General features: G+C 64.2%; 23 protein-coding genes. 15 read left to right on the forward strand and 8 right to left on the reverse strand.

The genetic code is table 11. The annotated features are described in order from the left end of the window. Positions 1–15 precede the first annotated feature (15 nt). The 3 genes from CUR21_RS07825 (at position 16) to CUR21_RS07835 (ending at position 1425) form a co-directional block, all read left to right on the forward strand. Entirely contained in the window at positions 16–660 is a 645-nt protein-coding gene (locus tag CUR21_RS07825; RefSeq protein WP_100196445.1) for an LON peptidase substrate-binding domain-containing protein, read from the forward strand. 62 nt (positions 661–722) lie between these two features. Further along, positions 723–875 (forward strand): Trm112 family protein, encoded by a 153-nt coding sequence (locus tag CUR21_RS07830; protein WP_100196798.1) that lies wholly within the window; start codon positions 723–725, stop codon positions 873–875. Between the two features lie 115 nt (positions 876–990). Beyond that, positions 991–1425, forward strand: coding sequence for a cytochrome c (locus CUR21_RS07835; RefSeq protein WP_157791964.1), 435 nt, complete (start codon positions 991–993; stop codon positions 1423–1425). 54 nt (positions 1426–1479) lie between these two features. Here CUR21_RS07835 and CUR21_RS07840 read toward each other — a convergent pair whose 3' ends face one another. Further along, positions 1480–1749 (reverse strand): I78 family peptidase inhibitor, encoded by a 270-nt coding sequence (locus tag CUR21_RS07840; RefSeq protein WP_100196447.1) that lies wholly within the window; start codon positions 1747–1749, stop codon positions 1480–1482. A 278-nt stretch (positions 1750–2027) separates the two neighbouring features. On the opposite strand from CUR21_RS07840, the gene CUR21_RS07845 reads away from it, so the two are divergent. The 6 genes from CUR21_RS07845 (at position 2028) to CUR21_RS07870 (ending at position 6721) form a co-directional block, all read left to right on the forward strand. After that, complete coding sequence (locus tag CUR21_RS07845) at positions 2028–3158, forward strand: S-(hydroxymethyl)glutathione dehydrogenase/class III alcohol dehydrogenase (protein ID WP_100196448.1); 1131 nt, start codon at positions 2028–2030, stop codon at positions 3156–3158. A gap of 52 nt (positions 3159–3210) precedes the next feature. Beyond that, entirely contained in the window at positions 3211–3714 is a 504-nt protein-coding gene (locus tag CUR21_RS07850) for an aminoacyl-tRNA deacylase (RefSeq protein WP_100196449.1), read from the forward strand. Positions 3715–3810: 96 nt separating this feature from the next. Beyond that, positions 3811–4386, forward strand: a complete 576-nt coding sequence (locus CUR21_RS07855; RefSeq protein WP_100196450.1) for a L,D-transpeptidase — start codon at positions 3811–3813, stop codon at positions 4384–4386. 65 nt (positions 4387–4451) lie between these two features. Continuing rightward, positions 4452–4790: a hypothetical protein gene (locus CUR21_RS07860; protein ID WP_100196451.1), complete on the forward strand. Its 339-nt coding sequence runs from the start codon at positions 4452–4454 to the stop codon at positions 4788–4790. A gap of 52 nt (positions 4791–4842) precedes the next feature. Beyond that, positions 4843–5592, forward strand: coding sequence for an NYN domain-containing protein (locus CUR21_RS07865; RefSeq protein ID WP_100196799.1), 750 nt, complete (start codon positions 4843–4845; stop codon positions 5590–5592). Positions 5593–5674: 82 nt separating this feature from the next. Further along, a complete protein-coding gene (locus tag CUR21_RS07870) occupies positions 5675–6721 on the forward strand; it encodes an LLM class flavin-dependent oxidoreductase (RefSeq protein ID WP_100196452.1) in 1047 nt (348 codons plus the stop codon). Between the two features lie 8 nt (positions 6722–6729). On the opposite strand, the gene CUR21_RS07875 is transcribed toward CUR21_RS07870, so the two are convergent. The 4 genes from CUR21_RS07875 to dapD form a co-directional block, all read right to left on the reverse strand. After that, positions 6730–7149: a GNAT family N-acetyltransferase gene (locus CUR21_RS07875; protein WP_100196453.1), complete on the reverse strand. Its 420-nt coding sequence runs from the start codon at positions 7147–7149 to the stop codon at positions 6730–6732. Then, a complete protein-coding gene (gene dapE, locus CUR21_RS07880; RefSeq protein ID WP_100196454.1) occupies positions 7146–8297 on the reverse strand; it encodes a succinyl-diaminopimelate desuccinylase in 1152 nt (383 codons plus the stop codon). Before dapE ends, CUR21_RS07875 begins: the two co-directional genes overlap by 4 nt. A 72-nt stretch (positions 8298–8369) precedes the next feature. Beyond that, entirely contained in the window at positions 8370–8705 is a 336-nt protein-coding gene (locus CUR21_RS07885; RefSeq protein ID WP_100196455.1) for a hypothetical protein, read from the reverse strand. 124 nt (positions 8706–8829) lie between these two features. Further along, positions 8830–9657, reverse strand: coding sequence for a 2,3,4,5-tetrahydropyridine-2,6-dicarboxylate N-succinyltransferase (gene dapD / locus CUR21_RS07890; protein WP_100196456.1), 828 nt, complete (start codon positions 9655–9657; stop codon positions 8830–8832). Between the two features lie 80 nt (positions 9658–9737). Between dapD and CUR21_RS07895 the strand changes: the two genes are divergently transcribed. Next, positions 9738–10544, forward strand: a complete 807-nt coding sequence (locus CUR21_RS07895) for a TIGR00730 family Rossman fold protein (protein WP_100196457.1) — start codon at positions 9738–9740, stop codon at positions 10542–10544. Positions 10545–10558: 14 nt separating this feature from the next. Here CUR21_RS07895 and CUR21_RS07900 read toward each other — a convergent pair whose 3' ends face one another. The 3 genes from CUR21_RS07900 to CUR21_RS07910 all read right to left on the reverse strand — a co-directional run bounded on the left by CUR21_RS07900 (position 10559) and on the right by CUR21_RS07910 (position 17692). Further along, a complete protein-coding gene (locus tag CUR21_RS07900) occupies positions 10559–14410 on the reverse strand; it encodes a translocation/assembly module TamB domain-containing protein (protein ID WP_100196458.1) in 3852 nt (1283 codons plus the stop codon). Further along, positions 14410–16251 carry an autotransporter assembly complex family protein gene (locus CUR21_RS07905; RefSeq protein ID WP_198431644.1) on the reverse strand — a complete coding sequence of 614 codons (1842 nt, stop codon included), beginning with the start codon at positions 16249–16251 and terminating at the stop codon, positions 14410–14412. Before CUR21_RS07905 ends, CUR21_RS07900 begins: the two co-directional genes overlap by 1 nt. 160 nt (positions 16252–16411) lie before the next feature. After that, a complete protein-coding gene (locus CUR21_RS07910) occupies positions 16412–17692 on the reverse strand; it encodes an ROK family protein (protein ID WP_100196460.1) in 1281 nt (426 codons plus the stop codon). Positions 17693–17905: 213 nt separating this feature from the next. Here CUR21_RS07910 and CUR21_RS07915 point away from each other — a divergent pair, with 213 nt between their 5' ends. From CUR21_RS07915 to xylA, 5 genes are all read left to right on the forward strand, one after another. Continuing rightward, positions 17906–18931, forward strand: coding sequence for a substrate-binding domain-containing protein (locus CUR21_RS07915; protein WP_100196461.1), 1026 nt, complete (start codon positions 17906–17908; stop codon positions 18929–18931). 161 nt (positions 18932–19092) lie between these two features. Next, the gene (locus CUR21_RS07920) at positions 19093–20406 is read left to right on the forward strand and encodes a sugar ABC transporter permease (protein WP_100196462.1); all 1314 of its coding nucleotides are present in this window, start codon (positions 19093–19095) and stop codon (positions 20404–20406) included. Between the two features lie 10 nt (positions 20407–20416). Beyond that, complete coding sequence (locus CUR21_RS07925) at positions 20417–21178, forward strand: ATP-binding cassette domain-containing protein (RefSeq protein WP_100196463.1); 762 nt, start codon at positions 20417–20419, stop codon at positions 21176–21178. Continuing rightward, positions 21178–22614, forward strand: coding sequence for a xylulokinase (xylB, locus tag CUR21_RS07930; RefSeq protein WP_100196464.1), 1437 nt, complete (start codon positions 21178–21180; stop codon positions 22612–22614). The genes CUR21_RS07925 and xylB overlap by 1 nt, the downstream gene beginning before the upstream one ends. Beyond that, the gene (gene xylA, locus CUR21_RS07935) at positions 22611–23912 is read left to right on the forward strand and encodes a xylose isomerase (RefSeq protein WP_100196465.1); all 1302 of its coding nucleotides are present in this window, start codon (positions 22611–22613) and stop codon (positions 23910–23912) included. The genes xylB and xylA overlap by 4 nt, the downstream gene beginning before the upstream one ends. The last annotated feature ends 3 nt before the right edge of the window (positions 23913–23915 follow it).

Below are 23915 nucleotides of genomic sequence, written 5' to 3' on the forward strand. Positions count from 1 at the left end.
CCTAGGTAACGGAACATGATCACAGTATCCGACCTGCCCGACACAATCCCGGTGTTTCCGTTGCCCGGCGCCCTCATGCTGCCGCGTGCGCGGTTGCCGCTGCATATCTTCGAGCCACGCTATTTGGCGATGATCGAGGATTGCATGAAAACAAAGGCGCGGCTGATCGGTATGATCCAGCCGCGCGAAACACCGGGCGGGGAAAAGCGGCTGCAGGCCATCGGCTGCGCAGGCCGCCTGACGGGCTTTTCCGAGACTGAGGACGGGCGCTATATGATTACCCTCTCGGGGATTTCGCGCTTTCGTATCCGTGAGGAAGTGCAGGGATTTACACCTTATCGCCGCTGTCAGGTGGATTGGTCGCCCTTTGGGCGCGATCTCAGCCGTGAGGATGAGTCGGACCCGGGCTTTGATCGGCCTGCGTTTCTGCAATTGCTGGGGCGCTACCTCACCACGCTAAACCTTGCCACCGACTGGGACAGCCTGAAAGAGGCAGAGACCGAGTTGCTGATCAATTCACTGTCGATGCTGTGCCCGTTTTCGCCCGAAGACAAGCAAGCCTTGCTTGAGGCACCCTCGCTTTCGACGCGCCGGGAAACCTTGGTGACCCTGATCGAATTCGCATTGCGGGGTGGCGCCAGTGACGAGGTGATGCAGTGACAGAGACAAGCCAGACCGAAACCACGCCGCGCGACACGGCGGCGCAATCCATTGATCCGCGCATGTTGGAAAGCCTTGTCTGCCCTGTGTCACGCGCCATGCTCACTTACGATCCCACCGCCCAAGAGCTTGTGTCCAAGGCTGCGCGGCTGGCTTTCCCGATCCGCGATGGCATTCCTGTGATGCTGGTCAGCGAGGCGCGGGCGCTTGACTGAGCGTCTTGCCCGATGACGTTCCCGTGATCCGCGCGTCTTGGTGAAAAAAGAATTCTTCCGGGACGGATTGCCGCGCCTATACTGCGGCATGTTCTTCAGCTGGGAGCCAGAAAACATGAAGTTGATGACGAAGGGACTGATTGCCGGATTGGTGCTTGTTGCCGGTGTTGCTGTTGCAAAGGAAGGCGTTCAAGATCCAACCGTCAAGGCTCGGATGGACCTGATGGGGACCATCGGGATGAACGTCAAAGTTCTGGGCGATATGGCCACGGACAAAGCACCGTTTGACGCAACCGCCGCCGCCGCCGCAAAAGAGGCGTTGGTCGCAGCCTCGGCGGATATCGCAGCCAAGTTCGAACCGCAGGCCACCGACCCGGTTTCTGAAGCCAAACCCGAGATCTGGACCAACTGGGATGACTTTGTGGCAAAGGGAGAGGCCTTGAACGCGGCCGCCACCGCCATTGATCCGGCATCGTTGGAGGGCATCAAGGCCGGCATGGGGGCGATCGGCGGCACCTGCCGCGACTGCCACTCCACCTATCGGATGTAAAAGACTACAGAGCCCTAGGCATAAGGCCCTCGGTTCCCGGGGGCCTTATCTCTGTCAGCCGCAAAAGACGCGCGAAATGCGCTCGGCGCGGTCAATATCGATGTTCAACCGTTCCGCGCGGAAGTCCATCGTGACTGCCATATCCGGCCGGATGATCCGCGTTTCCGTGCCAAAGCGCATGGTCTGAAGCACCGAAGCAGGCTGCCCGACCAAACCTTGCAACGCGGGTGCGCCGCAGGCAGAAAGCTCTGGCGATTCCGGCACAACCGGTTGGCATGCCGCCAAAAAGGCGATGGCACATCCGGCAAAGGCTGCGTGTTTCATAACAATCTCCGTTCTTCCGCTCAAAAAGGGATGAGGACCCCCTCGATCCCGTCACGTGAACCTTCAGCCTGTCAGGCCACAGGCGGCATGTCACGTCTTGAGGTGGGCTGCGGCGACGCTCCCGCAGCGGCAGGCAAGAAATCGCCACTCTGGCAGAGGGTTGACCCGGCACCGGCCGCCGCTGCAAGAAGGGCTGACCGTGAAATTCACCTGCCGGGGGTATTGCCTTGGCAGACGGTTTCGCTCAGCCTGCCCGCAAACCGAATGAGGAGAAGCCAATGCGCACCCGTGCCGCCGTAGCCCTTGCCCCCGGCAAACCGCTGACCGTGATGGAAGTCAATCTGGCCGACCCGAAAGAGGGGGAGGTGCTGGTGGAAATCAAGGCAACCGGGATTTGCCACACGGACGAATTCACCCTGTCGGGCGCCGACCCGGAAGGACTGTTCCCCGCCATTCTGGGCCATGAAGGCGCCGGCGTGGTGATCGCGGTGGGACCGGGCGTCAAAAGCCTGAAGGTCGGCGATCACGTCATCCCGCTCTACACGCCGGAATGCCGCGAATGCCCCAGCTGCCTCAGCCAGAAAACCAACCTGTGCACCGCAATCCGCTCCACCCAAGGCCAAGGCCTGCTACCGGATGGCACCACCCGCTTTTCGATGCTGGATGGCACGCCGATCCATCACTACATGGGCTGCTCGACCTTTGCCAACCACACCGTTGTTCCTGAAATCGCCTTGGCAAAAGTGCGCGAAGACGCGCCTTTCGACAAAATTTGCTATATCGGCTGCGGCGTGACGACCGGGATCGGCGCGGTCCTGAACACCGCCAAGGTAGAGATCGGGGCCAAAGCGGTGGTCTTTGGTTTGGGTGGCATCGGGCTGAACGTCATTCAGGGCCTGAAAATGGCCGGGGCCGACATGATTATCGGCGTCGATCTGAACAATGACAAAAAGGAATGGGGCGAGCGCTTTGGGATGACCCATTTCGTCAACCCGAAAGAAATCGAAGGGTCGGTCGTTCAGCACATCGTCGATCTGACAAAAACGCCTTTCGACAAGATCGGCGGCGCGGATTACAGCTTTGACTGCACCGGAAACGTCAAGGTGATGCGGGATGCGCTGGAATGCACCCATCGCGGCTGGGGACAATCCATCATCATCGGGGTGGCTCCGGCGGGGGCGACCATCGAGACCCGCCCCTTCCAACTGGTGACGGGACGTGTGTGGAAAGGCACTGCCTTTGGCGGCGCGCGCGGCCGCACCGATGTGCCGACGATTGTCGACTGGTATATGGATGGCAAGATCGAGATCGATCCGATGATCACCCATATTCTAAGCCTGGATGATATCAACAAAGGCTTTGATCTGATGCATGAAGGCAAGTCGATCCGCTCTGTCGTCGTCTATTGAACCAGTCTCTGGTCAGGGAGAAGCCTCCCTGACCGCCCGACGGATCACCACCATGACACCAGCCAAAGCGAACACCACCAAGGCATTGGCGTCGACGCCCGGTCTGCGCGAACTGGCACGTCTCGGGATTGAGGTGTCGCTGCACCCTTATGACTATGACCCGGCTGCTGATGCGGTCGGGCTGGCGGCGGCACAGGCGCTTGGGCTGGACCCTGCCTTCACCCTCAAGACCCTTATGGTTGAAGTGGATGGCCTGCCTGCCTGTTGCGTGATCCCGTCGAACCGACAGCTTTCGATGAAGCGGGTGGCCGCGGCTTTTGGCGGAAAATCGGCGGCCATGATGCTTCCTGCCAAGGCAGAGCGCCTGACAGGTTACCGCGTCGGCGGCATCAGCCCCTTCGGTCAGAAAAAGGCCGTGCCAACCGCGATAGAGGCGAGCGTCTGCGCGGCGCCGAAGGTCTGGATCAACGCAGGCGCGCGCGGCCTGTTGTTGGGCATCACCCCGACCGACGCCCTGCGCAGTGTGAAGGCCCGCCCAGCCGAGCTTCTGGCCTGACCTGAGACTTTCGTGAAGTCACTTCAGACATCGTGATTTGTGGAAGCCGCCCGAGGTGCCGATAAGGTCCCCGGTTTAAAAAAAGAAGGCAGGCACATGACACGACCTCTCTCCCTCTCCCGGCGCCGCGTGCTCACAGGGGCTGCGGCTCTTGGCACGGCGCTTTGCACTCCGGCTCTCGGTCTGGCACAGGGCGTGACAGGGGCGACGCGCAACAATGTCTCCAGTTTCCAAATGCAGGATTGGCGCGACCATTTCGACAGCCTTGGTCAAGGCGTTATTCTTGCGGATATGGTGTCGCGCGCGGTGCATTACTGGTCGGCGGATGGACAGGATTACCGCATGTGGCCATCATCGGTCCCGATCTCCGAGGAACTGACACGCCGCGGCATGACCGAGGTGATCCGCAAGGTCGAAGGCCCGACCTGGACCCCCACGCCGTCGATGCGAGAGCGTGATCCTTCGCTGCCAAGGATGATTCCCGCCGGCCCCGAAAACCCACTGGGGACGCATGCACTTTATCTGTCATGGCAGTATTATCGTGTGCACGGGACGCATGACACCCGCAAAATCGGACGCCGTTCCTCTGACGGTTGCATCGGACTCTATAACGAACACATCGCCGAGTTGTATGCGCTCGCAAAAATCGGGACCAAGGTCAAATTGATCTGATCCCACCCCGCAACCTGTGCTTTGCTGATCTTGCCGGACAGGCATTTTTGGCAAAGACCACCACCGTGAGCGTCAGCGACGAGGAAATGATCGAAGCGATTGTCACCGTCTTGCTGTCAGACACGCAAGATCTGCAAACGCTTGTTGGTCAGTTGGTCACCCGTTGGCCCACGGCAAGCGCCTTGCAGATCATTCACGGTCTGGCCATGTCCGCCGGTGCGGTCGAGCAGATGCTTGCCGGACCGGTCGCGGCACAGGCCGCGCAGGATGCTTGGCGCATGGCGGGCTTGGTCGGGGTTGATCTGCGCATGATGGAGCAGTTGGACCTGCCGCACAAAACAGCCGGCGACCTGCTCGCCTACTGGCAGGCGCATGACCGCTTCTTTCTGCCCCCGCTCGCATGACGCTTTCCTTGCCTGCTGCAAGATGTCACAAGCGGAGGGAATGGAGAAAATGATGGCCGAAACCCGCACGCCCCGCCTTTGTGTCCTGATCGACGCCGACAACGTGCCCGCAAGCTATGCCGAGGCGATCTTTGAAGAGATCGCCGCGTTGGGAGAAGCGTCCGTCCGGCGGATCTATGGCGACTGGTCGGCACAGCGTCTGGCAGGCTGGGCCAAGAAGGTTGCGGCCCTTGGGCTGGTGGCCGACCAGCAGTTTTCGAATACCAAGGGCAAGAATGCCTCTGACATCGGCTTGGTGATCGCGGCGATGGATTTTCTGCATTCCGGCCTGTTCGATGGCTTTGTTCTGGTCAGTTCGGACAGCGATTTCACCCGATTGGCGGCGCGTATCCGCGAACAGGGTCTGGATGTTTACGGCATCGGCGAAAAGAAAACCCCCGAGGCCTTCCGCATGGCCTGCAAGCGGTTCATTTATGTCGAGAACCTGAGCGCAGGCTCGGATGATCCACCCCGCGCCGCCGCGCGAAACGAACCCTCCGACAGCGCCAGTGCTCCAAAGCCGGGCACCAAGGAAGCGCCGTCCAAAGCGATCCCGCTGATCGTGGCGGCGATGCGGGCCATCGATCCTGACGGGGAATGGTATACGCTTGGACCCTTGGGCCAGTTCATCACCCAAGCCAACCCCGACTTCGACACCCGCACCTATGGCTCGGCCAAGCTGTCAGATCTTGTGCGCAAGTTGCCCCGGTTTGAAGTGCGCCAAGGTCCCGGCGGCCAGTTGGAGTTGCGCGACATCTCCTGATTGCGCACATCCGCCGTGCAAAGCTGTGCCTTTGCGCAAGAATCAAGATCTCCTATGTTGACCCAAAGAACAGGAGGCCAAGATGGGCGAGATTTCTTTGGGGCTGGACACGTTCGGCGACGTCACCACAGGCGCCAACGGTCAGCCGCTGCCGATGGATCAGGTGCTGCGTGACGTTGTCGATCAGGCCGTTCTGGCCGACGAGGTCGGAGTGGACTTCATTGGTTTGGGAGAACATCACCGCGACGATTTCGCCATCTCTGCGCCCGAGATCGTTCTGGCAACCATCGCAGGCCGCACGCGGACAATCCGCCTTGGCACCGCTGTCACCGTGCTGTCCTCGGATGATCCGGTGCGGGCGTTCCAGCGGTTTTCCACTCTGAACGCTCTTTCGAATGGCCGGGCCGAAGCCATTCTGGGCCGGGGGTCGTTCAGCGAAAGCTATGCGCTCTTCGGATATGACATGGCGGATTATGACCAGCTGTTCGAGGAAAAGCTCGATCTGTTCGCCCGGCTCGTGCGTGAGAAAAAGGTCAGCTGGCAAGGCCAGACCCGGGCGCCTTTGAAAAATCAGGTGGTGTATCCGCCGCTGGGGCCAAAGGGTCTGACCACATGGGTGGGTGTCGGGGGCAGCCCCGAGTCGGTCGTGCGCGTGGTCCGGCAAGACCTGCAACTGATGCTGGCCATCATCGGCGGCGATCCGGCACGCTTCGTGCCCTATGTCGATCTCTACCACCGCGCTGTCGCCTCGATGGACGCCAAGGCGCGTCCGATCGGCGTGCACTCCCCCGGTTTCGTGGCAGCAACGGATGAGGCCGCACGCGAAGGCCTGTGGCCGCATTACCGCGAGATGTTCGGCCGCATCGGGCGCGAACGCGGCTGGCCTCCGGTAACCAAAGACAAGTATCTGGCGGAGGTTCAGCATGGCTCGCTGTATGTGGGAAGTCCGGAAACCGTGGCGCGCAAAATCGCCAAAACGATCAAGACGCTGAAAATTCAGCGTTTTGATCTGAAATATGCGACGGGCCCGCAGCCGCACGGCGACCTGATGGAGTGCATCCGGCTGTATGGCGAAACGGTGATCCCGATGGTGCAGGACATTCTGGCGACGGATCGCGCGGTGGCCTGAGGACCGCGCTACAGCACCAGCACCATGTCGCGGTGCGGGATGCCCGCATCGTTGTAAACGGGCCCCTCGGCAACAAAGCCAAGGCGCTCGTAAAAGCCCAAGGCATGGGTCTGTGATCCGAGCTTGGCGCGGGTGATGCCGGGCTGGCGGCGCAGTTCCTCCAGCGCCGCCCGCATCAACTGCGCCCCCAGCCCGGTGCCGCGCGCCGCAGGCAGCACGCAGACCCGCCCGATTTTGCCGGTCTCGCCGATCAGCAACAGTCGCGCCGACCCCATGGGCACGCCGTCGACCGTGGCAAGGATGTGGATGGCCTCGGCATCCTTGTCATCCACCTCGTCGGCTTCCGAAACGCCTTGCTCTTCAATGAAGACGGTTCGGCGCAGGCGCAGACAAGCGGCGATGTCGCGCGTGGCGGCGATGTGGATCATGCGAAATACTCCCGCAGGATACGGGTGTAGATGGCTTTCAGCTGGTGGATCTGCGCGACCTCTACACGTTCATCCACCTGATGCATTGTCTTGCCCACCAGACCGAACTCGACCACCGGGCAATGGTCCTTGACAAAGCGCGCATCCGAGGTGCCGCCCGAGGTGGACGCCACCGGCACACGCCCGGTTTCGGCCTGAACGGCTTGGGCAATCATGGCCGAGAACGCGCCCGGAGGGGTCAGGAAGCTTTCCCCCGAGATTTGCACGCGCAGATCGATCTGCACGCCCGTTTCAACCGCAACCGCCTGCGCATGATCCTGCAACCACTGGTGCAGGCTTGCGCCGGAGTGCAGATCATTGAAGCGGATGTTCACAGTGGCCTGCCCGCGCGCCGGGATCACGTTGTTGGCGGGGTTGCCGCAATCGATCGTGGTGATGGCGAGGGTTGAGGCATCGAAATGGGCGCTGCCCTCATCCAGCGGCCGCTCTTCCAGCCGGGCGAGCAAACGGACCAAGGCACTCATCGGGTTTTTCGCACGATGCGGATAGGCGGAATGCCCTTGCACCCCGACCGCCGTGATATAAGCGGTCATGCTGCCACGACGGCCGATCTTCATCATTTCGCCCATCTCATTGGGGCAGGTCGGCTCGCCCACAAGACAATGCGACATGCGCTCTCCCTGCGTGGCCATCCAGTCCAGCAAGGCCAGCGTGCCATCAACCGAGGCGCCCTCTTCGTCGCCCGTGATGGTCAGGATCACCGCGCCATCAGGCGGGCTTTCACGCACGAAATCGATCGCGGCGGCGACAAAGGCCGCCACGCCGGATTTCATGTCGGTGGTGCCGCGCCCGTACATCCAGCCGTCCACGATCTCGGCGCCGAAGGGGTCATGCGTCCAGGCGGAGGCATCGCCGACGGGCACCACATCGGTATGGCCGTTGAACCCGAGACTGCGATTTGCGCCGCGCAGCCCCCAGCGGGCGAAAAGGTTGGGGACGCCGTTGCGGTCGACGCGGGTGCAGGCGAAGCCGGCGCCGGACAGCAGCCGCTCTAGCAGGACCAGCGCGCCGCCTTCGGCCGGGGTGACGGTGGGGCAGCGCACCAGATCGGCGGTCAGGGCAACGGGATCAATGGCGGCGGCGGTCATGCGTGGCTCCGGGTTGGGACAGCGCAGGCATAGCTTTTGTCGCGCCGCCCCGCAACCTTGGGCGGGGCCGGGTCAGTCGTAGAGGGCGGTCATCTGGGCCACGATCACCGAGTTTTCCTCGAGCGCCCGCAGCATCAGGGCTTCCTCTTCGGGGTCGATCTCGACGCCTGCCTCTTTCTGTTCATCGAGCGAGCCATGGCCTTCCACCTCGAGCACGGCGAGGTCGGCCTGTTTGAGGATGGCCACGGTTTCGCGGACGGCCTCGGCCTCGTCGACGCCGCTGGCGTAGCACATCAGGGCCCCGCCGGTGGCTTTGGGGGGGAGGTCGTCGCCGGGTTTGCGGCCCACCTGCACAAGGAGGGTGTAGACCTGCTGGCGGCTGGGCTTGGGGGTTTTTTCATCGGACATGAGGGCAGCCTTTCGCGGCGCGTAACACAGGGGGTCAATTGAAGGATTCCCACAATATCAATCAGTTGACACTGTGGGATTCATCAATTCTTAACACTTCTCGCAAGGCGGCCTTGCGGGGGCGTCAGTCGCGCAGCAGCTCGTTGATCGAGGTCTTGGAGCGGGTTTGCGCATCCACCTTTTTCACGATCACGGCGCAATACAGGTTGATGCCGTTCTTGGAAGGCATCGAGCCTGCCACCACGACCGACCCGGCGGGCACTTCGCCATACATCACTTCGCCGCTTTCACGGTCGACGATCTTGGTGGATTTGCCGATGAACACGCCCATGCCGAGCACCGAGCCTTCGCGCACGATGCAGCCTTCGACCACTTCGGAGCGCGCCCCGATGAAGCAGTTGTCTTCGATGATGGTGGGGCCTGCCTGCATCGGCTCCAGCACGCCGCCGATGCCGACGCCGCCCGAAAGGTGCACGTTCTTGCCGATCTGGGCGCAAGAGCCGACGGTGGCCCATGTGTCGACCATGGTGCCTTCATCGACAAAGGCGCCGAGGTTGACGAAAGAGGGCATCAGCACCACGCCCTTGGCGATATGGGCCGATTTGCGCACGATGCAGTTGGGCACGGCGCGGAAGCCTGCGGCGCGGAATTCTGCCTCGCCCCAGCCGTGGAATTTGCTATCGACCTTGTCCCACCACGACGACCCCTGTGGGCCGCCCGATTGCAGACCCATGTCTTGCAGACGGAAGCCCAGAAGCACCGCCTTTTTCGCCCATTGGTTCACATGCCAGTCGCCGCCCGCGCGGCGTTCGGCCACGCGCAGGGTGCCTGCGCCAAGCGCGGCCAGCGTGGATTCAACAGCATCGCGCGCCTCGCCCTTGGTGGCGGGGGTGAGGCTGTCGCGGTCTTCCCATGCGGCTTCGATGGCGGTTTCCAAGGCGGCGTTTGACATGCTGTCACCCTTTTTCGGTTGGTCCTGTTGCGCCCTGCCTATAGAGCTTGGGGAGAGTTCACGCAATGAAAAGGCAGGTCATGAAAGACGAACCCCGCGCCCACCCGTTCCGCGACAGTGTTGAAGATGTCAAGGCAGCGGATCTGTGCCCGGACACGCCGCAGACCCGCGCCCCGGCCTATCGGCTGGCCTTTGCGGACACCGATTTCCTGACGCGCGAGGAATTGCGCCCGGTGCGGTTGCAGCTGGAATTGCTGAAACCGCAACTGGTGCTGGACGAACGCGGCATCCGGTCGACCATCGTGCTGTTTGGCGGCGCGCGGATTCCGGCAAGCCCCGAGGCGGGGCGCACGCCTGCCTTGGCGGCGCTGTCGGCGTTTTATGAAGAGGCGCGGCGGTTTTCGCGGCTGATGACCGAGCGCAGCATGGACAGCTATGGGCGCGAGAACGTGATCGTCACCGGCGGCGGGCCGGGGGTGATGGAGGCGGGCAACCTTGGCGCGCATGAGGCGGGCGGGCAGTCGATTGGTTTGAACATTGTGCTGCCGCATGAACAGGCGCCAAACCCCTATGTGACGCCGGATCTGTGTTTCAACTTCCACTATTTCGCCATTCGCAAGATGCATTTCCTGATGCGGGCCAAGGCGATTTGCGTGTTTCCGGGCGGCTTTGGCACGCTGGACGAGATGTTCGAGGCGCTGACGCTGATCCAGACGCAGCGGATGAAGCCGATTCCGTTTTTGCTGTTTGGCCGGGCGTTCTGGGAAAAGATCATCAACTGGGAGGCCTTGGCCGAGGCCGGCACCATCAGCCCGGAAGATCTGAAACTGTTCCGCTTTGTCGAGACGGCGGAAGAGGCGATTGCCGCGATTGACGGCTGGGCGTAAGCGCCCAGCCACCCTTAGTAATCGCGTTCGTAGAAGATGCCGATGCCGGTGTCGCCCTTGGCACCGACACGGCCCTTGAGCGTGACGTTATCGGTGATGTCGAGGTTCAGGTTGATCTGGCTTTTGCCATCCTGATCGACGACGATTTCGGAATAGACGTTCTCGCTGAGGTATTTGCCCGCCGTCAGCTGCGTGGTGCCTTCGGCGGTGGTCTGCACATCCAGATCGTCGAGGCCAAAGCCTTGGCGCAGGCGGCCGACGATGCCTTCGCCGCCGCGCCCGGCAAGGGTGGCCACCGCATTGGCCAGTTGCAGCGCTTGCAGAGCCGAGAGGGATTCCAGCCTGCGGCCAAACAGGAGTTGCGACAGCACCTCTTCCTGCGGGAGTTGCGGGTTGGAGGTGAAGCGCACCTCTGGGTCGCGGGCGGTGCCTTCGATGATGACGTTGCTGGTGATGTTTTCGTTGGTGCTGCTGGCGATGATGCTGAGGTTGGCGTCGAAATCGCCTTCGAGCGAAAGCGAGGCTTCGGTCAGGGTGAGGCGGCGGCCGAGGATATCAAGGCGGCCCCGGATGAGGTTGAAGGCGCCCGAGGGGATGATGTCGTCGGTGGTGCCCATGAGGCGGAGGGTGCCCCCCAGTTCGGCATCGAGCCCCCTGCCCCGGATGAAGAGCTGGTTGGGGGCCGAGATTTCCACATCCAGTTCAAAGGGCAGGCGGGGGGTTGAGGCTGTGGCGGCGGCCGGGTCGGCGATGAGGCCTGCGCGGCGGCGGGTTTCGCGGACGGCGGCGGGTTCGCCGATGTGCTGGAGGCCGTCGAGCATTTCCTGCCCGCTGAGGCCGGTGGCGGCGATGCGGATTTCGGTTTCCGGCAGCGCGATGCGCCCGGTGATGCGGGCGCCGCCGGTGAGCGGGCCGGTGATGCGCAACTGGCCATTGGCAAGGGCGCGGTAAAGCTGCGGATCGCGCAAGGTGACGCCCGAGACGGTGAGGCCAAGGTCGGCGCGGTAAGGCGCTGTCAGCGAGACCGGGCCGCTGAGCACGAGGCGGCCCCCGGTGGAGACGGCGGCGCTGGTGCTGATCTGGGCGGAGCCGGAGGCGAGACTCAAGCTGGCGTCGATCGACTGAAGGCTGAAGGGCAAGGTCGGGTCGGCAAAGGTGCCGCCCGAGAGGTTGACGCGACCGGAGAGCGACGAAAGCGCAAGCGGGCCGTTCAGCGCGAGATCGACGGAGAGCGGGCCCGAGACGACGCGGTTGCCAAGGAAGGGGTTGGCAAGGCCGGCCTGCGCGCTGCCGCGCAAGGTGAGGTTGGCGCTGGAGAAATTGGTGGCAAGCTGGCCCGCGATGCGCGCGTCGATGCTGCCCGGCCCGGTGCCGGTGAGCGCGATTGTATAGGCGTCGCCCCCTTCGACGGCGGTGCCCGAAAGGGTGACGGGGCCGGGGTATTCGGGCAGCAGCAGGCCAAGGTTGGCGAGGCGGGCGGTCAGGTCGATTTCGCGCCGCGTGTCGGTGGCGCGTCCGCTGGCCTGCACCGAAAGCTGCGGGTTGGTCAGCGACAGGGTGTCGATGCGGAGCTGGCCCTCTTCGACGCGCAGGGCGGTTGTGAGTTGCGAAGGGCCAGCGAGCAGACGGTCGGCATCGGGGTTGCCGAGGCGCAGGTTGGCGGTTTCGGCGCTTAGGGAGAGGGCGGCGGCCTGAGGCGTGCCGGTGAGTTGCGCGGTGGCGGTGACGCGGCCGCCGTATTCCGGGCGCAGGCGCGAAAGATCTTGCAGGGCAAGTTGGGCGGTGATGTCGCTGCCGGCGCTGGCCAAGCTGCCGCTGGCCGAGACGGTGGCGCCGGGGGTGGTGACGGTGAGTTGCTCGAGGGCGAGCGCGCTGTCGCGCAGGTCGGCGCGCAGGGTGACTTGCGAGGTGCCGTCGAGCAGGCGGTCGGCCTCGGGGACGCCGATGCGCAAGGCGGTGGCGGTGAGATCGGACTCGATCCGGGCGGTGCCTTCGGTGAGGGGGCCGGTGAGCCGCAGGCCGCCGGTGATGCGGCCGCCATAGTCGGGACCGAGGCGGGAGAGATCGGTCATCGCAAGGGTGAGCGTGAGGTCGGCAGCGGTGGAGGTGAGGGTGCCGGAGCCATCGGCGGAAAGCGAAGGCGCGCGCACGGCAAAGCTGCGCAAGACGGTGCCGCTGGTGTCGCGGCGGATGTCGAGCGCGATGCTGGACGGGCCGCGCAAGAGGTTGTCGGCCTGCGGGACGTCGAGGGTGAGGTTCTGACCGTCGATCCGGGCCTGCACGTCGAAATCTCCGGCGAGCGGGCTGCCTTGGCCCGAGGCGGTGACGGTGCCGCGCCCGGAGAGCGGGCGACCGGCGAGGCCGGAGAGCGGGGCAAGATCGGTGGCGTCGAGCGTGAGGCGGCCCCGGGTGCGGAAGCCTTCGGACAGGCCCGCGATTTCGCCGCCTGCCGAAAGGGTCAGCGGGCCTGCGGCAAGGTTGAGCGCGCCGATGCGGGTGACGCCGGAGCCTTCTTGCCAGAACAGGCGGGCGCTGCCGATGACGCTGCTGCCCAAGGCCTGTGAGAGGGCCGGGTCTTGCAGCGCGATGCCATCGCCGGTCAGCGTGAAGCTGCCATCCACCACATTGCCGCCCGGTGCCCGCGCGATGCGGCCCGCGCCGCGCAGCACCACGGCACCAAGGCGCGCCGAAGGCGTCTCGACCCCGGTGGCGTCGATCACCGCGCGCCAAGAGTCACTCGTGCCTGCGTTATAGCCGATCTCGACCGCGGCCGAGCGGACCGAGACGCCCGCATCAAAGCCGGGGATCAGCACCGGCGCATCCTCGGGATCGCGCAGCACACCGCTGAGCGCAATCACCTCGGGCAGGCCATCGGCGGCAAGGGTGGTCTGGCCTGTGAGATCAAGAGACCGCGCGCGCAAGGCAAGCTGCGACAGATCAAGCCGCCCGGTGTCGGAGCGTTCGCCCGTGACCGCCAGACTGACGGACTCGCCCAGAAAATCGGCGTATTCGGGGATGAAGAGCGGCGCCAGATCGCCCGACAGATCGGCGTTGAACCGCGTGCCGCCCGTATCGGTGCCCATCAGGGTGACGGTGCCCGCCAGACGTTCGGCCCCGTCGCTGCTGAGCGCGATGGTGGAGGTGAAGTTGGTGAGCGGGCCTGCCCCGCTGATCTGAAGCGCCACGGCGGGCTCCCCGGGCAGATCGAGCAGCGTGGCCGCGATGCCGCCTGCGTCTTCCACCGCGTTCAGGTCGAGCGACAGTTCCGTGGTGTCATTGGCATAGGCGGCGACCAGCTCGACCCGGCCATCGGGGCCGGAATCGGTGCGGTTGATGGTGAGCGCGGCGGTGCCATTGCCATCGGCCAGCGAGAGCGAGGCTTCGACCCGGCCTTCGACCGGCTGGCCCAGAAGGGACTCGCCCAGCACCACACGCTCGGCTGCGATGCGCGAGATGTTCACAGACACCGGCAGATCGGGCAGCGCAAAGCCCGAAGCCTCGGGCGCGGGGGCGGTGGAGTCAGACAGGGGCGCGCGCGCGACGATGATTTCGGCGGCGGTCAGTTCGGTGACCGAGACCCGCCCCGTCAGCAGCGCCGAGCGCGACCAATCGAGCACGATGTCATTCAGGGTGAGCCAGATGCCTTGTTCATCGGCGATGGTCAGTTGCGTGGCCGTTGCGCGCGAGGACAGCGCGCCTTGGAAGCCCCTCAAGGTGACTTGGCGGCCCGCGCTGGACAGATTGTCTTCGAGAAAGGCGACGATGGTGCCGCGATCGGTGCGTTCGGCTTCGGTTTCAGGTTCGGCCTGTTGGGCAAAGGCAACAGACGGGGCGGCGATCAGGGCGAGAGGGAGGAGCCAGCGCATCAGAAGGACTGCCCCAAGCCAACATAGATTTGCACGCCCCGGTCTTCGCTTTTGCGCCCGCCTGCGGGGGCGGCCACGTCAAGCCGGATCGGCCCGAAGCCAGTGGCATAGCGCAGGCCAAGACCTGCGCCCGCGTGCCAGTCGCCGGGGCCGTCGAAGAAACTGCCCACATCGACGCGGGCGGCATCAACAAAGCCGACGACGCCGATATTGCGGGTGACGCGGGTGCGCAGTTCCAAGGAGCCCGCGACAAAATGGTTGCCGCCGATCTTGTAGCTGATCGGGCCGCGCAACACGTTGATTCCCAAGGATTGGAACGGCTGGCCACGCACGGTGCCGCCGCCCCCGGAGAAGAACAGATCATCGCGCGGGGTTTCCAGCAGGGCGGAGCCGGTGATGATGCCCGCCTGCGCGCGCGCCGCGATGACAAAGCGATCATCGGCGCCAAAGCCACGATAGCCGCGCAGATCGGCGGTGGCGCGCAGGCCCGAGCCGGTGGTGCCAAAGCCAAGGAAGGGCTTGACCTCGGCCTCGATGTAATAGCCGCGCTTGGCATCGGCGCTGTCATCGCGGCGGTCCCAGACGGCGCCGATGGGCAAGGAGAGACTGCGGAACTGGAAATCGCGTGAGACGCTGCGGTCATCCGAGAATTCGGTGCCGTCGATGATGCTGTAGGCCAGATCAATGCGGCCGGTCAGGCTGTCGGAAAAGATATGGGTGAAGCCAATGCCAGCGCTGAAGGAATTGGCGCGGTAATCGGGTTCGTCGAGATGGTCGATTTCGGTGGAAAAGCGGGCGGTGGTGTCGGGGGTCAGGGTGGCGGGACGGTCGATGTCGAGCCGGAGCCCGTAATCGACGCCGTTGTTGCTCGCCCCGATGTTGCCGACGCGGCCTTCGATGCGCAGGCGTTCTGCCCCGCCCAAAAGGTTGCGGTGCAGCCATGCGGTGGACAGATCAAGCCCTTCGAGGCTGGAAACTTCGGCGCCGAAGCTGAGACGGCGGGTCTTTTCCTCGACCACGGTGATGGTGGTGCCCAGAAGATCGGGCGGGGTGATGCCTTCATCTTCGGTGATGGTGGCGGAGGCGAAGGTGCCGGTGCGGCGCAGGCGGTTTTCGGCGCGGTCGATTTCGGCCGGGTCAAAGACTTCGCCTTGGGGGATGCCCGCGATCTTGCGGATGCGGTTTTCGCGGGTGCGCTGCTGGCCCAGCACATCGACCGGGCCAAAGCGCAGGCGCGGGCCGGGGGTGATGGCAACGCGGGCGGCAAGGGCGCGGTTGGGGTGGTCAGCCACCACGTCTTGCCCGGTGACGCGGGCCTTGGCATGGCCTTGGGCGCGCCAGCCATCGACGCCCGCGGTGACGGCTTGGCGGACAAGGCCGCTGAGCGCGGGTTCGCCGGGGGCAAAGCCATCGGGGAGTTCGGTTTCGGGCGCAAGCGGGGTGACGCTGGTTTGCGAAAAGCGGAACTGCGGGCCGGGATCGACCCGCACCTCGATGCGCGCCACGCGTTGAGGTGCGTCGAGGGGGGCGATGTTCGCGGCCTCACGCCCGTCGAGCAGGACAGAGACGACGGCGGAGTAATGGCCTTGGGCATAGAGCGCGCCCACAAGGCGGCCATATTCGGCGCGGGCGGCGGCGAGCACCTGATCGGGCTGATCTTCGTCATTCGAGAGCGCAAGCAGCGCCGAGGCGGCGCGCAGGGCGCTGCCCAGATCTTCATCAGGGCTGGCGACGGTGAATTGAACCCGGTCGAGCGCGTGGCTGGTGTGGCCGACGGTCAGCGCAGCTGCGAGGCAGAGCACGAAGGGCAGGCGGGACAGGGCGTGTCTGCGCTGTGTCACAGGAACCTCACTTGCGATTGCGGCGAGTATCGCAACAGCCGAGACGATGTGCAATCAACAGCTTGCCGTCCGGGTGTGTTTGGCCATCACATTTCGCGTCTTTCCGCCATTATGGCGAAAGGAGCAGGAAATGCAGTGTCTTAGGACACTTCCACCGCGTCTATTGTGCGGCAATCTCGCGCCCGGGGGAGAGCTGGCTTTCGCTGATGGCCGCGAGCGCGAGGGCGGCGGCCCCATGCGCCCACATCCGCACGCCCCATGCGTGAATCTCGATCGGGGGGCGGGGGCGGCCGGTGTTGACCATCAGATTGTCCATCTCGGCCAGCGTTTCGGCGGCATAGAGGTAGTCATAGCGCATCCGTTCGCCCGACAGGATGATGAGCGCCGGATCGAAGAGATTGACGACATTTGACAGGCCGACGGCAAGGTAGCGTCCGGCGCGGCGGAAGATGCTGCGCGCGGTGGCATTGCCGGCCTTGGCATGGTCATAGAGGCTTTCGAGCAGGACGGTCATGTTCTGCCCTTCCTTATGGCCCCAGTTGAGCGCGGTGGTGGCCTCGCGCGCAAGGGCATAGTCGGCGACGTAAGCCTCCAGACAGCCGCGCTGGCCGCAGCGGCAAAGCGCGCCGTCGAGTTGCACCTTGGTGTGGCCCAGTTCCAGCCCGACGCGCTGCGCGCCGCGATAGATGCGGTGGTTCATCACGAAGCCCATGCCGACGCCATGTTCGATGGTGACCACGGCGAAGTCGGACAGGCCGCGCCCGGCGCCGAACCAAAGCTCGGCCATGGCGACGAGGTTGGTGTCGTTGTCGACCCAGACCGGGAGGCCGACGCGCTGGCTGGTGAGCGCGGGGAGCGGGACGTTGCGGGTGTCGAGCAGCGGGGTCCAGAGGACAAGGCCTTCGGCATTGTCGATGAAGCCGGGCAGGCCCATGCCGATGCCCGACAGATCCGCGCGGGTGAGCCCGGCCTTGGCGCAGACGCGGTCGAGCAGGGTTTCGATCACGGTGAGCAGTTCGGGCACCGTCATCGGGCCGTAGCGGCGCGGGATGCTGTCTTCGGCGATGAGGTTGCCGGCGAAATCGACGATGACGGCGGTTTCGCCGCGATCCGAGATCTTCACCCCCACCACCCGATGCGCCGAGGCACGCACGCCAAGCGCCACGGCCGGACGGCCCCGCACGGTTTCGCCGTCGCGCGGGGGGGCGGCGACCTCTTCGATCAGGCCGGAGTCGAGCAGTTCGGAAGTGATCGTGGTGACCGATGCCGGGCTGACGCCCAGATCCTTGGCGACCTGAACGCGGGGAATCAGACCGGCCGCGCGCACGCGCTCGAACACCTGCTGACGCAGCGGGCGCTGTGTATCGGAGAGCGGCGGGATCAGGGGGCCGACGCCGCGCCGGGCCTCGTCAGGCCCTTGCGGCGTGTAATGGGTCAGCATTTCTTTGGTATCCTAACTAATTAGCACCGCTATTCTTCGCACACCGCCCAAAAATTGCTGCATGGCAGCGATTACCGTAACGATCCTTACTCTCCTCTAGATTTCATCACAATTTTTATTTTGACAACTGAAATTAATACGGGCAATTTTTGCCAGTCTCGGCGAATCTGCCGAACCAGCCATACGCTGGCTGCATCCATAGGGAGGATACACATGCGTAACGCAATCGTGCTCGCCGTGATCGCGGCGACGGGGTTTTCTTCTGCCGCGCTGGCGGAAGGCAAGAAGATCGGCGTGTCTTGGGGGAGCTTTCAGGAAGAGCGCTGGAAAATCGACGAAGCCGCCGTCAAGGCCGCATTGGAAGCCGCGGGCAACGAGTATGTTTCAGCCGATGCTGAATCGTCTTCGGCCAAGCAGCTGACCGACATCGAAGCGCTGATCGCGCAGGGTGTGGACGCGCTGATCATCAACGCTTGGGACAAGGACGCCATCGGGCCGGCCATCGAAGCCGCTGCGAACGAAGGCATTCCGGTCGTGGGCTATGACCGCCTGATCGAAGATGACCGCACCTTCTATCTGACCTTCGACAACGTCGGCGTCGGCCGCATCATCGCTGAGTCGGTCTTCGCAGAAGCCCCCGAAGGCAATTATGCCATCGTGAAGGGTGACCCGGGCGACCCGAATACCGGTTTCCTGCTGCAAGGCATGATGTCGGTGATCCAGCCCGCGATTGACGCTGGCAAGATCACCATTGCAGGCGAAGCCTTCTCGGATGGCTGGAAGCCGGAAAATGCTCAGAAGAACATGGAGCAGATCCTGACGTCGGCCAACAACGACATCGCTGCGGTTCTGAGCCAGAACGACGGCATGGCCGGTGGCGTGGTGGCTGCGCTGGGCGCTCAGGGCCTGACCATTCCGGTCGGCGGCCAAGACGGCGACCATGCCGCAATCAACCGTGTGGCACGCGGCACCCAGACCGTTTCGGTCTGGAAGGATGCACGCCAGCTGGGCAAGGCTGCGGGCGAAATCGCCTCGGCACTGGCCGACGGGGCTGCGCTTGACTCGATCGAAGGCGCGACCAAGTTCTCGGGCGGCGAGAAGGGCATTGAAATGAATGCCATCCTGCTGGCCCCGACCCCGCTGACCCGCGCGAACCTGAACGTGGCCATCGATGCAGGCCACATCACCAAAGAAGCTGCCTGCGAAGGCGCTGTGGCTGGCGTCGTCGGCTGCGAATAAGACCCGGCGCGGCGCGGTGTGCGAAAGCCACCGCGCCGCCCTTTTTGACCCATTCTAGACAGCGCGCCGAGTGCGCCTTTGACGGTGCCGCGCGCAGCCTTTGCGAAGCGCTTTGATACGTCGCGCCTGCTGTCCCTGTCCCCTTAGCGTTGGACGATGCCATGACCAAAACACCTCTTACGGCCCCGCCGGTTGCCCCCGCCCAAGCTGGGGCTGGCGGTAACCCAGTGAAGCGCTTTCTGTCGGCGACCGAGATCGACACACGCCTGTTGGGCATGCTGGCCGCCTTGCTGCTGATCTGGGGCGGATTTCACCTTTACGGCGCCATCGTGAACGGCAATGGCGCCTTCCTGACCCCGCGCAACCTGTGGAACCTGTCGGTGCAGACATCCAGCATCGGGATCATGGCGACGGGGATGGTGCTGGTCATCATCACCCGCAACATCGATCTGTCGGTGGGGTCGCTGATCGGGGTCACCGGCATGACCATGGGGATCTTGCAGGTGGATATTCTGCCGCAGATCTTTGGTCTGGGGCATTGGTCGATCTGGATCATCACCTGCGTGGCCGGGATCGCCTTGGGCGCGCTGATCGGCGCCTTCCATGGCTGGCTGATCGCCTATCGTGGCATCCCGTCCTTTATCGTGACGCTGGGCGGGTTGATGGTGTGGCGCGGCATGGCCTTTATCGCCAATGGCGGCAAGACGATTTCGCCGGTGGACAGCACCTTCGCGCTGCTGGGCGGTGGTCCGGGCGGCAATGTGGGCGCCACCGGAAGCTGGATCGTCGGGCTGATCGCCTGCGCCGGGGTGGTGTGGCTGTTGGTCAACGGGCGTCGGCAGCGGATCAAGCATGAATTCCCGCTGCGCCCGATCTGGGCCGAGGTGACGCTGGGCGCGATTGGCTGTGGTGCCATCATCGGGTCGGTGTTGCTGATGAACGCCTATCCGCTGCCGCGCGGCATTCTGCGCCAGATGGATCTGCCCGATGATGCCTTTGTCTCGCACGGGTTTGCCATTCCGGTGCTGATCATGATCGCGGTGGGCATTGCGATGACCATTCTGATGACCCGCACCCGCTTTGGCCGCTATGTCTTTGCCATCGGCGGCAACCCCGAAGCGGCGGCGCTGGCTGGCATCAACACCCGCTGGATGACGCTGAAGATCTTTGCGCTGATGGGCGCCCTGAGCGGGCTGGCGGCGATCATCGCCTCGGCGCGTCTGAACAGCGCCACCAACGCCTTGGGCACGCTGGACGAGCTGTATGTGATCGCGGCGGCCGTGATCGGCGGCACCTCGCTGGCTGGCGGTGTGGGCACGATCTATGGGGCCATTCTGGGGGCGCTGGTGATGCAGAGCCTGCAATCGGGGATGGTGCTGATCGGCTTTGACGCGGCGATCCAGCGGATCGTGGTGGGCGTGGTTCTTGTGCTCGCCGTCTACCTTGACAACCTTTACCGCGCCCGCACGAAGTGAGGAGGCAGATATGACCATGAACAAGGGAACCCCTCTGGTCGAGATGCGCGACATCTCGATTTCCTTCGGCGGGATCAAGGCGGTGGATCATGTGAGCATCGATCTGCACCCGGGTGAGGTTGTGGGCCTTCTGGGCCACAATGGCGCCGGGAAATCCACGCTGATCAAGTGCCTGTCCGGCGCCTATCAAAAAGACACCGGCGAGATCTATGTGAACGGCGAGCGGGCCGAGATCAACAATCCGCGCGACGCCCGGAATTACAACATCGAGACGATTTACCAGACGCTGGCCTTGGCCGACAATCTGGATGCGGCGTCGAACCTGTTTCTGGGGCGCGAGCTGGTGACGGCGGCGGGCTTTGTGGACGATGCGCAGATGGAGGCGGAGACGCGCAAGATCATGGCGCGGCTGAACCCCAACTTCCGCAAGTTCAACGTGCCGGTTTCTGCGCTTTCGGGCGGGCAGCGGCAGTCGGTCGCGATTGCGCGGGCGGTGTATTTCAACGCCAAGATCCTGATCATGGATGAACCCACCGCCGCGCTTGGCCCGCAGGAAACCCAGATGGTGGCCGAGCTGATCCAAGAGCTGAAGCGGCAGGGGTTGGGCATCTTCCTGATCGAGCATGACATTCATGCGGTGATGGATCTGTGCGACCGCGCGGTGGTGATGAAGAATGGCCAGCGGGTCGGCACGGTGAATGTGGACGAGGTCACCGATGACGACATTCTGGGCATGATCATCATGGGCAAGAAACCGGCAAAGGCCTATTGATGTATATCGGGCTGGATCTGGGCACCTCGGGGCTGAAGGGCATCCTGATGACCGAGGCGCAGGAGGTGGTGGCGGAAGCCACCGCCCCGCTGACCGTGCAGCGCCCGCACGAAGGGTGGAGCGAGCAAGGCCCGAACACCTGGATCGCGGCGGCGGAAACGGTGCTGGACGCGCTGTCGGCGCATGGCCTGGGCGCGGTGCGGGGCATCGGGCTTTCGGGCCATATGCACGGGGCCACGCTGCTGGATGCCTCGGATCAGGTGCTGCGGCCCTGCATCTTGTGGAATGACAGCCGCAGCCATGCCGAGGCGGCCGAGCTGGACGATGACCCGATGTTCCGGCGGCTGACGGGGAACATCGTGTTCCCCGGCTTTACCGCGCCCAAGCTGATGTGGCTGCGCACGCATGAGCCGCGCCTTTGGGAGAAGGTGGCCAAGATCCTGCTGCCCAAGGATTATCTGCGGCTGTGGCTGACGGGTGAGGCGGTCAGCGAGATGTCGGATGCGGCGGGCACCGCCTGGCTGGACACCGGCGCGCGGGATTGGTCGGAGGATCTGCTGGCGGCGACGGGGCTGTCGCGCGGGCATATGCCGGCGCTGGTGGAAGGCTCGGCGGTGTCGGGGCACTTGCGCGCCGGGCTTGCGGCGCGCTGGGGCCTGCCTGCGGGTGTGGTGGTGGCGGGCGGCGGCGGCGACAATGCGGCCTCGGGCGTTGGTGTGGGTGTGGTGCGCGCCGGGGAGGCTTTTGTCAGCCTTGGCACCAGCGGCGTGTTGTTTGCCGCGAATGACGGTTACCAGCCGGACCCGGCGACGGCGGTGCATACCTTCTGCCATGCCTTGCCGAACACATGGCATCAGATGGGGGTCATTCTGGCCTGCACCGATGCGCTGAACTGGTTTGCGCGGCTGACGGGCAGCGATGCCGCCAGCCTCACCGGCGATCTGGGGGCGTTGCAGGCCCCCGGAAAGACGCTGTTCCTGCCCTATCTGGGTGGCGAGCGCACGCCCTTGAACAGCGCATCGGTGCGCGGGGCCTTTGTCGGGCTGGAGCACGCGACCGACCGCGCGGCGGCGACGCGCGCGCTGCTGGAGGGCGTGACATTCGCGTTTCGCGATTGCCGCGATGCGCTGGCGGCCACCGGCACCCGGCTGGACCGCCTGCTGGCGGTGGGCGGCGGGTCGCGGTCGGATTATTGGCTGCGGGCGATTGCCACCGCGCTGGATTGCCCGGTGCAGGTGCCGGTGGCGGGTGATTTCGGCGGGGCCTTTGGCGCGGCGCGGCTTGCGCTGATGGCCGCCACCGGGGCCGGAGCCGAGGTGGCGAGCCTGCCGCGCATCGCGCGGGTGATCGAACCGGACGCGGCGTTGAAAGACGCCTTCGACGCGGGCCATGCCCGCCATATTCAAGCACAATCTGCCATCAAGGGCCTGACATGAGCACGTTTTTCAAAGACATTCCGGCGATCAAATACGAAGGCCCGGAAAGCCACAACGAATTTGCCTTTCGCCATTACAACCCCGATGAGGTGATCTTGGGCAAGCGGATGGAAGACCATCTGCGCTTTGCCGTGGCCTATTGGCACAGCTTTGCCTGGCCCGGCGGCGACCCGTTCGGCGGCCAGACCTTTGACCGCCCGTGGTTCGGCGACAGCATGGATCTGGCGCGGCTGAAGGCCGATGTGGCCTTCGAGATGTTCGATATTCTGGGCGCGCCGTTCTATTGCTTTCACGATGCCGACATGCGGCCCGAAGGTGCCACATTCGCCGAGAGCAAGCGCAATCTGGACGCGATGGTAGACTACCTTGGCCAGAAGCAGGCCGACCACAAGACGCAGCTTTTGTGGGGCACCGCCAACATGTTCTCTAACCGCCGCTGGATGAGCGGGGCCGCCACCAACCCGGACCCGGATGTTTACGCCTATGCCGCCGCGACGGTGAAGGCGAACATGGATGCCACCATGACGCTGGGCGGACAGAACTATGTGCTGTGGGGCGGGCGCGAAGGCTATGAGACGCTTTTGAACACCGACCTGAAGGCCGAGCGGGCGCATGCGGGGCGGTTCTTGCAGCAGGTGGTGGAGTATAAGCACAAGATCGGTTTCAAGGGCGCGATCCTGATCGAGCCCAAGCCGCAAGAGCCGAGCAAGCATCAGTATGATTACGATGTGGCAACGGTTTATGGCTTCCTGAAGGACTTCGGGCTGGAAAAAGAGGTTCAGACCAATATCGAGCAAGGCCATGCCATTCTGGCCGGTCATTCCTTCGAGCATGAGATCGCGATGGCGGCGTCCTTGGGGATTTTCGGGTCGATCGACATGAACCGCAATGACTATCAGTCGGGCTGGGACACGGACCAATTCCCCAACAACCATGCCGAAAAGGCGCTGGCGTTTTACGAGATCCTGCGGGCGGGCGGCTATACCACCGGCGGCACCAACTTTGATGCCAAGATCCGTCGGCAATCCTTGGATGCCGAGGATCTGATTTTGGCGCATGTCGGCGGGATGGACACCTGCGCGCGGGCGCTGAAATGTGCCGCCGCGATGCTGGAGTCGGACGCGTTGGAGGCCAACCGCCGCGCGCGCTATGCCGGATGGGAAACCGATGCGGCCAAGGCCATGCTGGAGGGCGGGCTGGAAGCGGCGGCGGCGCGGGTGACCGCCGAAGGGCTGGAGCCGGAGCCGAAATCGGGCCGCCAAGAGCGGCTGGAGAACTTGTGGAACACCTATATCTGAGGA

The sequence above is a fragment of the Pseudorhodobacter sp. MZDSW-24AT genome (genome assembly GCF_002794355.1).
Classification (GTDB): Bacteria; Pseudomonadota; Alphaproteobacteria; order Rhodobacterales; family Rhodobacteraceae; genus Pseudotabrizicola.

Excerpts from the sequence above, each read along its gene's own strand:
- CUR21_RS07865 (WP_100196799.1), top strand. The coding sequence starts at position 4,843 with ATGGCCGAAACCCGCACGCCCCGCCTTTGTGTCCTGATCGACGCCGAC.
- CUR21_RS07900 (WP_100196458.1), bottom strand. The coding sequence starts at position 14,410 with ATGCGCTGGCTCCTCCCTCTCGCCCTGATCGCCGCCCCGTCTGTTGCC.
- CUR21_RS07840 (WP_100196447.1), bottom strand. The coding sequence starts at position 1,749 with ATGAAACACGCAGCCTTTGCCGGATGTGCCATCGCCTTTTTGGCGGCA.
- dapD (WP_100196456.1), bottom strand. The coding sequence starts at position 9,657 with ATGTCAAACGCCGCCTTGGAAACCGCCATCGAAGCCGCATGGGAAGAC.
- CUR21_RS07830 (WP_100196798.1), top strand. The coding sequence starts at position 723 with ATGTTGGAAAGCCTTGTCTGCCCTGTGTCACGCGCCATGCTCACTTAC.
- CUR21_RS07910 (WP_100196460.1), bottom strand. The coding sequence starts at position 17,692 with ATGCTGACCCATTACACGCCGCAAGGGCCTGACGAGGCCCGGCGCGGC.
- CUR21_RS07870 (WP_100196452.1), top strand. The coding sequence starts at position 5,675 with ATGGGCGAGATTTCTTTGGGGCTGGACACGTTCGGCGACGTCACCACA.
- CUR21_RS07885 (WP_100196455.1), bottom strand. The coding sequence starts at position 8,705 with ATGTCCGATGAAAAAACCCCCAAGCCCAGCCGCCAGCAGGTCTACACC.
- dapE (WP_100196454.1), bottom strand. The coding sequence starts at position 8,297 with ATGACCGCCGCCGCCATTGATCCCGTTGCCCTGACCGCCGATCTGGTG.
- CUR21_RS07915 (WP_100196461.1), top strand. The coding sequence starts at position 17,906 with ATGCGTAACGCAATCGTGCTCGCCGTGATCGCGGCGACGGGGTTTTCT.
- xylB (WP_100196464.1), top strand. The coding sequence starts at position 21,178 with ATGTATATCGGGCTGGATCTGGGCACCTCGGGGCTGAAGGGCATCCTG.
- CUR21_RS07920 (WP_100196462.1), top strand. The coding sequence starts at position 19,093 with ATGACCAAAACACCTCTTACGGCCCCGCCGGTTGCCCCCGCCCAAGCT.
- CUR21_RS07835 (WP_157791964.1), top strand. The coding sequence starts at position 991 with ATGAAGTTGATGACGAAGGGACTGATTGCCGGATTGGTGCTTGTTGCC.
- CUR21_RS07845 (WP_100196448.1), top strand. The coding sequence starts at position 2,028 with ATGCGCACCCGTGCCGCCGTAGCCCTTGCCCCCGGCAAACCGCTGACC.
- CUR21_RS07855 (WP_100196450.1), top strand. The coding sequence starts at position 3,811 with ATGACACGACCTCTCTCCCTCTCCCGGCGCCGCGTGCTCACAGGGGCT.
- CUR21_RS07825 (WP_100196445.1), top strand. The coding sequence starts at position 16 with ATGATCACAGTATCCGACCTGCCCGACACAATCCCGGTGTTTCCGTTG.
- CUR21_RS07850 (WP_100196449.1), top strand. The coding sequence starts at position 3,211 with ATGACACCAGCCAAAGCGAACACCACCAAGGCATTGGCGTCGACGCCC.
- CUR21_RS07875 (WP_100196453.1), bottom strand. The coding sequence starts at position 7,149 with ATGATCCACATCGCCGCCACGCGCGACATCGCCGCTTGTCTGCGCCTG.
- CUR21_RS07925 (WP_100196463.1), top strand. The coding sequence starts at position 20,417 with ATGACCATGAACAAGGGAACCCCTCTGGTCGAGATGCGCGACATCTCG.
- xylA (WP_100196465.1), top strand. The coding sequence starts at position 22,611 with ATGAGCACGTTTTTCAAAGACATTCCGGCGATCAAATACGAAGGCCCG.
- CUR21_RS07895 (WP_100196457.1), top strand. The coding sequence starts at position 9,738 with ATGAAAGACGAACCCCGCGCCCACCCGTTCCGCGACAGTGTTGAAGAT.